General features: G+C 64.9%; 13 protein-coding genes. 9 read left to right on the forward strand and 4 right to left on the reverse strand.

Annotated elements, in window-relative coordinates:
- Positions 1 to 6: 6 nt before the first annotated feature.
- Positions 7 to 1,515, reverse strand: a complete 1,509-nt coding sequence (locus KHO41_RS26370; protein ID WP_211956201.1) for a sensor histidine kinase — start codon at positions 1,513 to 1,515, stop codon at positions 7 to 9.
- A 290-nt stretch (positions 1,516 to 1,805) separates the two neighbouring features.
- Between KHO41_RS26370 and KHO41_RS26375 the strand changes: the two genes are divergently transcribed.
- The 9 genes from KHO41_RS26375 to KHO41_RS26415 all read left to right on the forward strand — a co-directional run bounded on the left by KHO41_RS26375 (position 1,806) and on the right by KHO41_RS26415 (position 9,567).
- The gene (locus KHO41_RS26375) at positions 1,806 to 2,942 is read left to right on the forward strand and encodes an acyl-CoA dehydrogenase family protein (RefSeq protein ID WP_244874034.1); all 1,137 of its coding nucleotides are present in this window, start codon (positions 1,806 to 1,808) and stop codon (positions 2,940 to 2,942) included.
- A 37-nt stretch (positions 2,943 to 2,979) separates the two neighbouring features.
- Positions 2,980 to 3,348 (forward strand): hypothetical protein, encoded by a 369-nt coding sequence (locus KHO41_RS26380; protein WP_211956203.1) that lies wholly within the window; start codon positions 2,980 to 2,982, stop codon positions 3,346 to 3,348.
- A gap of 15 nt (positions 3,349 to 3,363) precedes the next feature.
- Entirely contained in the window at positions 3,364 to 3,882 is a 519-nt protein-coding gene (locus KHO41_RS26385; protein ID WP_211956204.1) for a nuclear transport factor 2 family protein, read from the forward strand.
- A complete protein-coding gene (locus KHO41_RS26390) occupies positions 3,879 to 5,021 on the forward strand; it encodes an amidase (protein WP_211956205.1) in 1,143 nt (380 codons plus the stop codon). The genes KHO41_RS26385 and KHO41_RS26390 overlap by 4 nt, the downstream gene beginning before the upstream one ends.
- Before the next feature lie 17 nt (positions 5,022 to 5,038).
- Entirely contained in the window at positions 5,039 to 6,334 is a 1,296-nt protein-coding gene (locus KHO41_RS26395) for an aromatic ring-hydroxylating oxygenase subunit alpha (RefSeq protein ID WP_211956206.1), read from the forward strand.
- Entirely contained in the window at positions 6,327 to 6,827 is a 501-nt protein-coding gene (locus KHO41_RS26400; RefSeq protein ID WP_211956207.1) for an aromatic-ring-hydroxylating dioxygenase subunit beta, read from the forward strand. The genes KHO41_RS26395 and KHO41_RS26400 overlap by 8 nt, the downstream gene beginning before the upstream one ends.
- Positions 6,828 to 6,836: 9 nt before the next feature.
- Positions 6,837 to 7,577, forward strand: coding sequence for an SDR family NAD(P)-dependent oxidoreductase (locus KHO41_RS26405; RefSeq protein WP_211956208.1), 741 nt, complete (start codon positions 6,837 to 6,839; stop codon positions 7,575 to 7,577).
- 49 nt (positions 7,578 to 7,626) lie between these two features.
- Positions 7,627 to 8,580, forward strand: a complete 954-nt coding sequence (locus tag KHO41_RS26410; RefSeq protein ID WP_211956209.1) for a PDR/VanB family oxidoreductase — start codon at positions 7,627 to 7,629, stop codon at positions 8,578 to 8,580.
- Between the two features lie 66 nt (positions 8,581 to 8,646).
- A complete protein-coding gene (locus KHO41_RS26415) occupies positions 8,647 to 9,567 on the forward strand; it encodes a dioxygenase family protein (protein ID WP_211956210.1) in 921 nt (306 codons plus the stop codon).
- A gap of 46 nt (positions 9,568 to 9,613) precedes the next feature.
- Here KHO41_RS26415 and KHO41_RS41710 read toward each other — a convergent pair whose 3' ends face one another.
- From KHO41_RS41710 to KHO41_RS26425, 3 genes are all read right to left on the reverse strand, one after another.
- Positions 9,614 to 9,742, reverse strand: a complete 129-nt coding sequence (locus KHO41_RS41710; RefSeq protein ID WP_280519719.1) for a type II toxin-antitoxin system Phd/YefM family antitoxin — start codon at positions 9,740 to 9,742, stop codon at positions 9,614 to 9,616.
- A 46-nt stretch (positions 9,743 to 9,788) separates the two neighbouring features.
- Positions 9,789 to 10,292, reverse strand: a complete 504-nt coding sequence (locus KHO41_RS26420) for a hypothetical protein (RefSeq protein ID WP_211956211.1) — start codon at positions 10,290 to 10,292, stop codon at positions 9,789 to 9,791.
- Between the two features lie 232 nt (positions 10,293 to 10,524).
- Positions 10,525 to 11,979, reverse strand: a complete 1,455-nt coding sequence (locus KHO41_RS26425) for a DUF1254 domain-containing protein (RefSeq protein WP_244874035.1) — start codon at positions 11,977 to 11,979, stop codon at positions 10,525 to 10,527.
- Positions 11,980 to 12,362: the final 383 nt, after the last annotated feature.

Genomic DNA, 12,362 nt, shown 5'->3' on the forward strand with positions numbered 1-12,362 from the left:
GGCTGGCTAGCCTTCGGCCGGCTCCCCGCAGAGCGGCACGGAGAACGCGAACGACGTGCCGAACGGCTCGCGGTTCTGCGCCCAGATGTCGCCACGATGCCGCGACACGATGCTCTTGCACAGGGCCAGGCCGATGCCGTTGCCTCCGGGCTTGCCGGAGAAGAACCCGTCGAAGATCCGTTGGCTGGCGGCCTGCGGCAGCCCCCGGCCGAGGTCGTGCACCATCAGCATCGCCTTGGGGCCGCCGCAGCCGGTCCCGCCCGTCACACAGGTCTCGATCCGAAGCGTGCGCCGCTCCGGGGGGAGCGCCGCCATCTCTTCGATGGCGTTGAACGCGATGTTCAGGATCACCTGGCCAAGCAACACCTTCTCGCAACTGATCGGCAATGGCTCCGGCGACAACGTCAATTCGAGTTTCACGTCCGCCTCCTCGCACTTGAGCGAGATGAAGTAGGCGCTGTCGTGGACGATATCGTTCAGGTCGACGCGCACCTCGGCCTGTTCCAGCTTTACCACGTACTCGCGAATGCTCTTGATGATCAGCGAGGCGTGCTCCACCTGCCGGGCGGCCGCTTCCAGCCCGAAGCGGATCGGCTCGGGATCGGCGTGGTTTTTTGCGAGCCGCATCGACGCCCCTTCGATGAAGTTGCGCGTCGCCGCCAGCGGCTGGCTTAGTTCATGGGCGATGGTCATCGCCATCTCGCCCATGGCGTTGTAGCGCGCGAGGTATTCGATCTCGCGCTCGCGCTCGCGCTCCATTGATTCAGCCCCGACCTGCGCGGTCACGTCGCGAAACAGCAGCAGATAGCCGCTGATGTCGTCCTCGATCTCGACATAACGCGTGACGGCCTGGTGCCAGCGCAGTTCACCCATGGCAGTGCGTACCTGGAAGCGCATGGAGAACGAGCCGCGCATGGTCACGTCCGGCGCCACTTGGTCGCGCAGGACTTGCAGCAGCGGGGCTTCGCACAATCTGTCGAATTCGGCGCCCAGCACGTCACTTTCCACGCGTCCCAGGATCCGGCATCCCGACTCGCTGACATACGCCACGTGCCCGCTGCGATCCACCACGATCACACCCTCCGCCAGGTCCTGCATGAACGCCCTGAGCCGGCTCTCGGAGCGGCGCAATTCGCGCTTCAGCGCTTCTTCCGCCGAGATGTCGCGGAACTGCACCATCAGTACATCGCGCGTCTCCAGCGACACGCGCGTGGCGATGGCTTCCGACAGGATCTCGTTGCCATTTTTGGCGCGATAGCACCACTCGATCACGCTCTGGCCAGTCCTGGCCGCCTCGTCCAGCCACTGGAGCCCGACTTCGCGCCGGTACTTCTCCGCGTTGCGGGTCATGTCCGGCGCCTTCAGTGCCGGGAGTTCCTCCAACGTGAATCCCAGCGTCTCGCGTGCCGCGTGGTTCGCCCACAGGATGGACTTCGTGTCGGCGTCATGGAGGATCACGCGCAGCGTCAGCGCCTCGACCATGCGAAAGAAGTCGTCTTGCCCGAATTGATACATGTTGCCCGCAGCCATGCCGGTGGAATGAATCGATCCTGCAGCGTACCTCCGGAAGTGCCCGGAGCCGTATAGGTATTTCCTTTACGCGCCCTTGGGAAACCGCACGCCGATGCACACCTCCCTCCAATTGTTGCCTGCCGGGGCCCGTCGATAGACTGCTTTCAACGGTCCACACCGTCAAAGCCGGCTCTCCAGCCGCTCCCCTAGCCGGCCCACGCAATCCACCGGAGACAACCATGCTGCATTCCGCTGTGTCGGAAAGCCTCCTCAACCCATTTCCCGGCATCGCCATGCCCCAGGCCGCGGACACCGAATCGCGCCAGGCACAGCTCGACCGACTGCTGGCTGAAATCCGCGCCCGCCGCGAAGAATTTGATGTGAAGCGGCATGTGCCGCGGGATATGGTAGCCCAGCTCAAGCAACTGGGCGTCTACCGCGCCGCCACGCCGCGCTGCTTTGGCGGCGACGCCTGCGCGCCCGCCGATTTCCTCAGGCTGATCGAGACCATTTCCGAAGCAGACGGCTCCGCCGGCTGGGTCGCGAGCTTCGGCTCCGCCGCGCTCTACCTCGCCGCCCTGCCGCGCGACACCCTTGCCCGCCTCTACGCCAATGGTCCGGACATCGTCTTCGCCGGCGGCCTGTTCCCGATCCAGCCCGCCGAAAAGATCGATGGCGGCTACCGCGTCAACGGCCTGTGGAAGTTCGCCAGCGGCTGCAAGGGCGCGGACATCCTCGGTGTCGGCATTGGCGCCGGCGACGGCGGCAAGCCACGCACGGCCGTGCTGCGGCCGGAAGACGTGGAGATCGTCGAGAACTGGGAAGTGATCGGCCTGCGCGGCACCGGCAGCCATGACCTGCGCGTCAGCGACGTGTTCGTCGCCGATGAGTGGACCTTTGTGCGCGGCGGCGCGCCGACTATCGATGAGCCGCTCTACCGCTATCCCTCGATCGCCTACGCCGCCCAGGTGCTGGCGGTGGTGAACCTTGGCGTTGCCCGCGCCGCGCTGGACGAGGTCTCGCACATGGCCGGCGGACGCACCGGCATCACCGGCGCACCGAAGATGGCCGACCGCGCTTACCTGCGCATCGCCGTAGCCAAGGCAGAAGCCGAACTGCGTTCGGCGCGTGCCTTCTTCTACGAAGCCACCGAGTCCGCGTGGGACACGATCCTGAAGGGCGACCGGCTCACAGCCGAACAGACCAGCCTGCTGCGCCTGTCGGCCGTGCAGGCCACCCGCGCGGGCGCAAACGCCACGCAGTCAGCCTACCTGCTCGCCGGCACCGCTGCAATCTACGACGGGCACCCGCTGCAGCGCTACTTGCGCGACGCCATGGTCGTTACCCAGCACGCCTTCCTTGGCGAAGGCCTCTATGACGCCGCCGGCGCCGTCAGCCTCGGCGTGCCGCCGATGCCCGGTTACATCTGACACACGATCCCACGACCCAACACCGACCGGAGCCTATATGTCGCAACCTGTCCAGAGCCCCCTGCGCGTCCTCTTCTGCATCGGCATTACGCAGAACTTCTTCGACCTGCCGACTGGCCATGGCATCGAAGTGTGGAAGGGATTCAGCGCCATGATGAAGTCGATGGGCGCCATGCCCGGAGTCTCCATCCTCGGCGCAATCGACGATGACCGCCTGATGGTCGGCCCGTCCACCACGTCGCCGTGGACCGTGTACATCATGGCCGACGTGAAGGACTACGACACCGTGGTCGCCGCCTGCAATCTCTTCCGCACCACGCCTGTCGGCGAGCACAGCCTGTGGCGCTACGCCAAGATCGAGGCGCGCGTGGGCCGCGCGCTCGAGATTCCGGCCGAAGCCGCCTGATGCTGGACTGACGTCATGACGAAAGCGCAGATTCCCGCGAGCGGCGTTGACGTGGGCCAGATGGCAACGCGACTCGCCGCCCTTGAAGCCGAGTGCGCGGCGCGGCGCACGCTGTCGCGCTACATGTCGCTGTGCGACGTGCCGGCCCCGGCCGACGTGCGCGACGGCGAACTGCCCGCGCTGTTCACAGACGACGCCGTGTGGGAAGGCGCAGGCGCGGAATACGCGTCCGGCTTTGGCCGCCACGTCGGCCCCGCCGCCATCGGCGAGTTCCTGCACAAGTACCTGCCGCCCGTGCCGCATTTCCAGCGCAACGTGCATTTCCTCACCAGCGAGGCGATGGTGACGGACGGCGACGCCGTGCGTGGCCACTGGATCATGCAGCAACTGTCGGTCTATGCCGGCGGAAAGACCGAACTGATCTCGGCACGTCTGGCAGTGCAGTTTGCCATCGGCCATGATGGCACGGCCCGCATCCGGCACTTCCAGACGGAACGGTTGTCGTGCCTGACGCTTGCGGAGGCGCTGCAATGACCGCCTTCGTCTCCCGCTTCTGCGTTGGTGGCGACGGCCCCGCCATCGCCATCAAGGATTCGATCGACATCGCGGGCTACCCAACCGTCGCCGGCAGCCGCGCATTGCGCCACGCGGCGCCCGCCGCCGAGCACGCGGACGTGGTGGCCCGTCTGCTCGACGCAGGCTGGTCGATCGTCGGCAAGACCACGATGCACGAACTCGCCTTCGGCATCTCTGGCATCAACGACTTCGCCGGCACGCCGGTCAACGCGCAGGCCCCGGACCGCATTCCCGGCGGCTCGTCCAGCGGTTCGGCCGCCGCTGTCGCAGCGGGCGAGGTCCGCATCGCCCTGGGCACCGATACCGGCGGCTCCATCCGCATGCCCGCAGCCTGCTGCGGTGTGGCGGGACTGAAGCCCACCTTCGGCCGCGTCAGCCGCCGTGGTGCCCATCCGGCCAGGTCGTCGCTGGATTGCGTCGGCCCGTTCGCCGATTCGGTCGATGGCATCGTCGCCGCCATGGCCGTGATTGCGCCGGACTTCGACGCGTCGCAGGCACGCGATAGCGGCAAGACTTTCCGCATCGGCCTGCTCGATGATGTGCTTGCAGATCCCGCGATCGTCGATGCCGTCGCCAGCGCCCTGCGCAAGGCCGGCTTCACTACGCAACGCGTACGCCTCGACGGCATGGGAGCCGCTTACCAGGCCGGCATGCAGGTCATCAACTTCGAGACGTGGGCGGCCTTTGGCCACCTGACCGGAGCCGGCGCCCTGCAGCCCGATGTCGAGCAGCGCCTGCTGGCCGCCAGCGCGACCCGCCGCGACGACCTCGATCGGGCCGAAGCGGTTCGTCGCGCGTTCACCGCGCAGGTCGATGCGGTGCTCTACGAGGTTGACGTCATCGTGCTGCCCACGCTGCCCGAACTGCCGCCGCTTCTCTCGGCAGTGCGTGAAGGGAGATCGATCCTCGCTCTGACCACGCTCGTACGCCCCTACAACCTGAGCGGCCATCCCGCACTCACGCTGCCTGTACCGGTCGCCGATGTCCCCATCAAGGCAGGCCTGCAACTGGTGGGCCGCAAGGGCGGAGACGAGACCCTTTGCGCCATCGCATCCCGGATTGAACGCGCCATCGCTTCTGGCGGCGTCGCCCAATAAACCCACGGAGAACTAGCATGTGTTCCCACGATACCGATACCTATCAGCCCGTGACCTTCACGGCCAGGCCTGAGCGGCTGGTCCAGGACGACCGCGTCGATGGTTCGATGTACCACGACCCGGCGCTGTTCGAAACCGAACTCGAGCGTATCTTCTACAAGACCTGGATCTGGGTCGCACACGAGAGCGAGATCCGCAACCCCGGCGACTTCAAGACCACGAAAATCGGCCGCCAGCCAGTCATCGTCGTGCGTGACAAAGCCGGCAAGATACACGTGCTCGAAAACCGCTGCCGTCATCGCGGCGCCACGCTATGCGAGAAGTCGAAGGGCAACGCCACAGGCTTTACCTGTCCGTATCACAGCTGGTCGTATGCGCTGGACGGCAAGCTGCGCGCACTGCCCTATCCGGACGGCTACGAGGACATCCTCGACAAGTCCGAACTGCCGCTGCGCTCGCTGCGTGTCGACAGCTACGCGGGCATGGTCTTCGCCAGCTTCAACCAGGACGTCGAGCCGCTTTCCGACTTCCTCGGCGAAGCGAAGCGCTGGATCGATCTGTTCATGAAGCAGGGTGCCGGCTATCCGATCAAGACGCAGGGCGAGCACAAGTTCACCTTCCACGGCAACTGGAAGATCCAGCTCGAGAACACCACCGACGGCTACCACTTCCCGATCGTGCACAAATCGTGGATGTCGTCGGTCGATGAAGAGACGTCCGAGATGCTGTCGTTCATGACGGACGAAAAGGCAGTGACGCACGCGCTCGGCAACGGCCACAGCGTGATGGTGATGGTGCCCGAGCATGTCGATCTCGATCAGGACGACGGTACCGAGCCGCTGCAGGAGCGCTTCGCCCACATTACCGAGGCACTATCGAAGGAAATGCCGCCGGAACAGGTGCGCCGCATCGTTCGGTCGCTGCACGGCGCGGGCTTCAACCTGAACCTCTTCCCCAACGTGGCGATGTCGATGGCGTTCTTCCGCGTGCTGCACCCGGTGTCGGTCACGGAGACCGAGATCCGCCACGTGGCCCTCGGCATGGAGGGCGGTCCCGAGATTGCCAACCGCGAGCGGCTGCGCATCCATGAGCATTTCCAGGGCCCGTTCGGCTTCGGCAGCCCGGACGATGCCGAAGCCTGGGAACGCGTGCAGCGCGGTTCCTATGCCGGCAAGAACGTGCCGATCCTGGTCAACCGCGGTCTGAACCGCGAAATCGTCGCCGACAACGGCGACAAGGTCTCGCACGCCACCGACGAAGGCGGCATGCGTGAAGCCTATCGGACGTGGAAAAGGATGATGAGCGATGAATAAAGCGAACGAACTGAACCTGGTCGCCCCCTCCCTGCAGCTGGCCACCGAGTTCATCTGGCGCGAGGCCGAGTTGCTCGATCGCAAGGACTACAAGCAGTGGTCCGACCTGTGGAGCGAAACCGGCCGCTATGTAGTGCCGATCGACCCCGACACGACCGACTTCGAAGCCACGCTGAACTACGCCTACGACGACGCCCGCATGCGCGCCATGCGCATCGAGCGCCTGACCTCGGGCCACTCGGTGTCTGCCGTGGATGCCGCGCGTACGGTGCGTACCGTGTCGCGCTTCACCGAGGCGTCGAGCGATGCGGACGTCATCGAAGTCTGCTCGGCGCAAATCCTCGTCGCCTACAAGCGCGAGCGCCACACGCTGTTCGCCGCCGACCTGACGCACCGCCTGCGCTTTACGCAGGGAGGCATCCGCATCGAGCAGAAGGTGGTCCGCCTGATCAACTCCACCGACAGCCTCAACGCTCTCGGCTTCCTGCTGTAAGGAGACGCGATGAAGCGAGTTGCCCTGATCACCGGCGGCGCCCGCGGCCTCGGCGAAGTCATCGCCCGCCGCATGTACGCCGCCGGCTACCGGGTCGCGATCGGCGACCTCGACGAGCGAGATGCGTGCGCCGTGGCGGAGTCTCTGGACCCAACGGGCGAGACCGCCGTGGCGCTTGCCCTCGACGTGACGGACAAGCTCGCGTTCGAGTCGGCGAAGGCTGCGCTGGAGAAACGCTGGGGCGGCACCGACGTGCTGGTCAACAACGCCGGCAAGTCGCAGGTGTCGGCTCTGATGGACATCAGCCCCGAGGAGTTCGACCGGGTAGTGGCCATCAACCTGCGCGGCACCTTCGTCGGCTCGCAAGTGTTCGGCGCGCATTTCGCCGAGCGCGGCTTCGGCCGCATCGTCAACATCGGCTCGCTGGCCGGCCAGAACGGCGGCACGGCGACAGGCGCGCACTATGCGGCGGCCAAGGGCGGCGTGGGCGTGCTGACCAAGATCTTCGCGCGCGAGCTGGCCCCGCGTGGCGTCACCGTGAACTGTGTGTCGCCTGGCCCGCTCGATCTCCCGATCGTCCACGAGACCGTTCCCCGGGAGCGTCTCGAAGCCATCTGCAAGACGATCCCGGTCCAGCGGCTGGGCTCGCCGGAGTATGTAGCCGACATCGTGCTGCTGCTCGCGGCCGACTCGGCTGGCGCCGTCACCGGCGCCAGCTGGGACGCGAACGGCGGCCTGCTGATGCGCTGAGCGCGGTAGTCATCTGCTTCAAGGTAGTCATCAGTCCGGAAGGGTAGTCATGAACAAAGTCAGAGTCGAAAAGGTTGTGGAAGAGGCAGTGGGCATCCGGTCGTTCCGGCTGGTGCCCTGCGATGGCGCGTCGCTGCAGCCCTATGAGCCGGGCGCGCACGTCGACGTGCTCGGGCCGACCGGTGTCACGCGCCAGTATTCGCTGTGCAGCCCGCCGGACGACCCGTCCGGCTACCTGATCGCCGTGAAGCGGGAAGACGCTTCGCGTGGTGGCTCGGCCGCCCTTCACGACAACGTGCAGGAAGGCGCTGAGCTGGCCATCAGTGCCCCGCGCAACCTGTTCCGTCTGGCGCCGCAGGCCGAGCAGTACCTGTTGTTCGCTGCCGGGATCGGCATCACGCCGCTGCTGAGCATGGCCTACAAGCTGAACCGCGAAGGCGGGCCCTACCACCTGCACTACTTCGCCCGCTCGCGCGAACACGCCGCCTTCCTGAGGCTGTTGGAGTCGGCGCCGTTCCAGGGCAAGGTGACGCTGCACATCGGCGTGGACCGCGACGCACTGGGCCAGGTGCTTTCTGCCTGCATGGAAGGCGCCGGCCCGGGCAGCCTGGCCTATACCTGCGGACCATCCGCGTTCATGGCGCGCGTGGTCGAGGAAGGTGAACGCCTGCTCGGCCCGGATACGGTCCACCTGGAGCACTTCCAGGCCGCCCCCTCGGCGGCCAGCCTGCCTGCCGGCGCATTCGAGGCCGAACTCGCCCAGAGCGGCAAGGTCATCGTCGTCCCGGAGGGCACGACGCTCGTCGATGCGCTCATCGCGGCCGGTTGCGACATCGATACCGAATGCCGCGAAGGCATCTGCGGCACCTGCATAGTGCCCGTCCTCGACGGCGAGCCGGATCATCGCGACAACTGCCTTTCCAAGAAGGAAAAGGCCTCGAACAAGCAGATCTGTGCCTGCGTGTCGCGAGCACGCACGGCGCGGATCGTACTCGATCTGTAGGGCGGGCCGCACCTATCCCCAATGCCCTCAATCTTTGGGGGCACCATACGTACAGGAGACACAATCATGGCTGAAATGAATGCCGCCCAACTGCTGGATCTGGTGAACAGCCGCCGGCTCGGCGACGACGGCGACGAACGCGTGCGCGCCATCACCGCCCGCATCGTCGGCGACCTGTTCCGCACCATCGACGAGTTCGACGTCCAGCCCGACGAGTTCTGGAACGCGATCAAGTGGCTGACCCGCCTGGGCCAGGCCGACATGATCGGCCTCATCACCGCCGGCCTTGGCTTCGATCGCCTGCTCGACATCCGCCTGGACGAAGCCGACCAGGCCGCTGCCCGCGCCGCCGGCACGCCGCGCGCCATCGAAGGCCCGCTCTACATACCCGGCGCCCCGCTGTCCGAGAACGAAGTCTGTCTCGACGCCGGCAACGAAGACAAGGGTGCCCCGTTCGTCATGGAAGGCCAAGTGCTCGACACCGAAGGCCGCCCGGTCCCGCATGCGCTGGTGGACGTCTGGCACTGCAACGAGTTCGGCCGCTACTCGCACTTCGATCCGTCGCAGCCCGACTACAACCTGCGCCGCCGCATCCAGGCCGATGAGCAGGGCCACTACCGCTTCCGCAGCTTCCTGCCGCCTGGCTACGCGATTCCGCCTGCGAGCCCCGTATCCGAGTTGTTCGCCCTGCTGGGGCGCCACGGCAACCGCCCGGCCCACATCCACTTCCTCGTATCGGGCGAAGGCAAGCGGGCGCTGACCACGCAGGTCAACATTCCGGGTGACACCTACATTGACGACGACTTCGCCTTCGCCACGCGCGATGGCCTCGTGGTGGAACTCCAGACGATGCAGAGCCCGGCAGGCTACGAGTCGCTAGGCCTGACCGGCCCCTTTACCCGCGTGCGGTTCGACTTCCACCTTCAGGAAGCAGCGAGCGATCGGGAAACGATTCCGGCGAGCCGGTACGAAACCGAGCTCGTATAAGGAGACGTTTTCGGGGCGGCAACGCCCCATGACGCGGGTGCCGGAGCTAGTCGATGCCCCTCTGCCATTCAGCCTCCGGGTCGATCAGTTGGCGCTCGACTCCCTTGCCTTGGCGCAATTGCGCAAGCGATTCGAGCAGACGCTGGGCATTGGCCGGATTCGACATCAGGTACATATAGCGCCGAGAAGTTTGGCGTGTCCCGTACGGGCGCGGCACCGCGCTATTGCACTTTCTTGTCTTCGCGTTTCGCCTCCGCCATCGCCTCCGGCTCTAACTCCTCCGCCGACCGGTTCAGGTGAACGAAGAGCCCCCAGGCGGCAAGAAGCAAGCTTGTCGATGCAATCAGTTCGGCCGCATATCGAAGCTGCGAGGGATCGTGGTGCAGCGCCTTGAACGTTGCCACGAGCCCTTCAATGGCAAGCGCGACGACCACGACCACCAGGAATCGCGACATGAAACGCCGTACCCGTGTCGGTGCGCTCACGTCGGCCGCCCGTATGACCTCTTCCTCCACGATGGTCTCGGCGATCTGCAACGCGACAACGGCTCCTGCCAGCAGCCCCAAAGCTTCAATGATGGATTGCGCGCCTGTCTGGTCCCATTGACTCGCAACCGCTGTCCATCCGATGCGGGCTGCAATCGCGATCAATATCAGTGTCGCGCAGGTGAACAGAACTGCCATGAGCCCATGGATGACCTTAAAGAAGCGCACAAAAATCTTCATTTCCTGGCTCTCCTGAGTTGCAGGTGAATGATCGATACCGTGTGTTCGATCGATTTTCTCTGAAAGACGCAGCGGCGTCTCCTCTGCCAGTCTCGGGGATCAAACGCAGAAGCGCATTATTCCTGAAGTTTCATGACCGTCAGCCCTCGCAGCCAAAAATCCAGTCGGAGCGATTGCAATGGGAACTGTACGGCCATCAAAGATCAGTTGCTGACTGGACTCAAACTTCCCGTCAGCCGACTTGCTGAACTGGTGGCGGAGCCCAGATTTGTTGAACGATCTCGGGGCCCGGCCGATACGCGCGCAGAACCATCGAAAAAGGTCCGCTCTTGGTGCTCGGCAGCCAGTTCGACACCTTTGCCTCGTCCGGTCTTTCGTTCTGGATAAAGATCGTCAGGCTCCCATCCGCGTCTCGCGTGAGCCCGGCCGATCTGTCGCCAAGTGCATAGCGGTCAATGGCGTTGGGCGTAAAATTGTGCGTCGGGTCGTAGAGGCTGAGCGACCAGAATGCGTCGACGCTGGGCAACTTGCCAGGGGCAAAACGCAAGACATATTTCCGGGCGCCGTCCAGCGGGCGACCGACTCCGTCGAAGTGGACGCTCATGTAGACCGCTTCCGCCGGATCGTTGGCAATAATGCCCCCCAGGCATTGCACCGCGCCGCGCAGCAGGAAGTCATCAGCCAGGCCGGCGCGGCCGAAAGTGCCCGGCGGGATGCTCCAGTAGTTGACCTGCCTACCGAAGCGCGGGGATTTGACAGCTTCGCGCAGTAGGGCACGCCCGCCGACGGCGGCACGCGCGAGTCCTGCTCGAGTGGCACTGTCCATCTTGTCGACATCCTGGCCCGGACCAATACCGATGGTGGCGAACTGGCCGAGCAGTTTATCGAGGCGACCCTCTGGTGGGTCTTCGGTCATCGCCCGGTTCATGGTCTTCCAGTCTGCCAGCGGATCGGTCCTGGGATCGAAAGGCTGCCACACATCCCGGCGCGGCGGCGCGGCCAAGCCCCTATGCCCCCAGAGACTCAGTGGATTAAGCCTGAAGTGGTCCTGCAACGCCACCACGGTCGGCAGATCGTCCGGTCCCCTCACCAGAGTGCGCCCAAGAATCAGCACGCTGTTCGTGCGCGATGGAGGCAGTTGCTTGACGCCACGGGGTAGCGTGCCCTTCCAATTGGGGCCGACAATGGCGAAGCTGCCTGCACTAGGACCGGTGGCGCGCTGGCTGACATAAGCAAAGTTGTCGGAGTCGAGCGACGCGATCTCGAAAGCGAAGTAGCGGGCGCCCATCTCCGGATGCGAGAGGATGACCGGCTCCCGGCTCACATCCACCCAGGCGATCGAATAGAGCGTGTCATTGTTTGGCGTGCCGCCGTCGCGGTAGGTGGCGTCGGTGAGCCGGCGCGCATGGTAGAAGCTGTTGAGCGGCGCGTAGGGCGTCATGCTCGTCGCCGGCTTGGGCCCAGAGGTCCACTTCCAGCGCAGGGCTGGCAGCAACACATAGGGGAATCCGAAGACATAAGCCTGGATTCCCAGTGAGTATGCATACTGTTCGCGCCAGTCGCCCTGCATGCCTGTGGGTAGCGCCGGCGCCGCTGTCGGGGAATCATCGCTCGCGTAAGCGGTGCCGCTTGCAGTCAACGTTGGCAGCGCAATGGCGGACATCGCCCCGGGGAACGCGGCCAACATGGTCAACAGGTCTCTGCGTGAGGTCATGGAGATATTGGAAGAAGGGGAAGATTGACACGGTCAGGCGGGGCGCGCGAATGATCGAACCGCACGGGTCCTGGGCGCGCGTTCAGGTTCGGGTACGTCCCTGCATGGCAGTGGGTAAAATCCATGGTATCCAAAGGCCCTTGCCGATTCAGTCAACCAGATACTGACCAGTGCACTAAATAGTGCGCACATTTAATCATGCTGCGTAGCGCACGTGCTTTTCCTTAAACAGGTTGCGGATAACATGAGGCTGCTTCTGCCGGCGATGCAGATGGCGACGCACGCTATCGATCATTTCTGCCTTGTTGGTCGGCCGGCTCTTGCCCATCGCATTGGTTTTCACGTCCTGATTGAGC

Origin of the sequence: Cupriavidus numazuensis, assembly GCF_905397435.1 — a bacterium.
GTDB lineage: Bacteria > Pseudomonadota > Gammaproteobacteria > Burkholderiales > Burkholderiaceae > Cupriavidus > Cupriavidus numazuensis.

Coding starts and splice junctions, on each gene's coding strand:
- KHO41_RS26370 (WP_211956201.1), bottom strand. CDS start 1,515: ATGTATCAATTCGGGCAAGACGACTTCTTTCGCATGGTCGAGGCGCTG.
- KHO41_RS26375 (WP_244874034.1), top strand. CDS start 1,806: ATGCCCCAGGCCGCGGACACCGAATCGCGCCAGGCACAGCTCGACCGA.
- KHO41_RS26380 (WP_211956203.1), top strand. CDS start 2,980: ATGTCGCAACCTGTCCAGAGCCCCCTGCGCGTCCTCTTCTGCATCGGC.
- KHO41_RS26385 (WP_211956204.1), top strand. CDS start 3,364: ATGACGAAAGCGCAGATTCCCGCGAGCGGCGTTGACGTGGGCCAGATG.
- KHO41_RS26390 (WP_211956205.1), top strand. CDS start 3,879: ATGACCGCCTTCGTCTCCCGCTTCTGCGTTGGTGGCGACGGCCCCGCC.
- KHO41_RS26395 (WP_211956206.1), top strand. CDS start 5,039: ATGTGTTCCCACGATACCGATACCTATCAGCCCGTGACCTTCACGGCC.
- KHO41_RS26400 (WP_211956207.1), top strand. CDS start 6,327: ATGAATAAAGCGAACGAACTGAACCTGGTCGCCCCCTCCCTGCAGCTG.
- KHO41_RS26405 (WP_211956208.1), top strand. CDS start 6,837: ATGAAGCGAGTTGCCCTGATCACCGGCGGCGCCCGCGGCCTCGGCGAA.
- KHO41_RS26410 (WP_211956209.1), top strand. CDS start 7,627: ATGAACAAAGTCAGAGTCGAAAAGGTTGTGGAAGAGGCAGTGGGCATC.
- KHO41_RS26415 (WP_211956210.1), top strand. CDS start 8,647: ATGGCTGAAATGAATGCCGCCCAACTGCTGGATCTGGTGAACAGCCGC.
- KHO41_RS41710 (WP_280519719.1), bottom strand. CDS start 9,742: ATGTACCTGATGTCGAATCCGGCCAATGCCCAGCGTCTGCTCGAATCG.
- KHO41_RS26420 (WP_211956211.1), bottom strand. CDS start 10,292: ATGAAGATTTTTGTGCGCTTCTTTAAGGTCATCCATGGGCTCATGGCA.
- KHO41_RS26425 (WP_244874035.1), bottom strand. CDS start 11,979: ATGTTGGCCGCGTTCCCCGGGGCGATGTCCGCCATTGCGCTGCCAACG.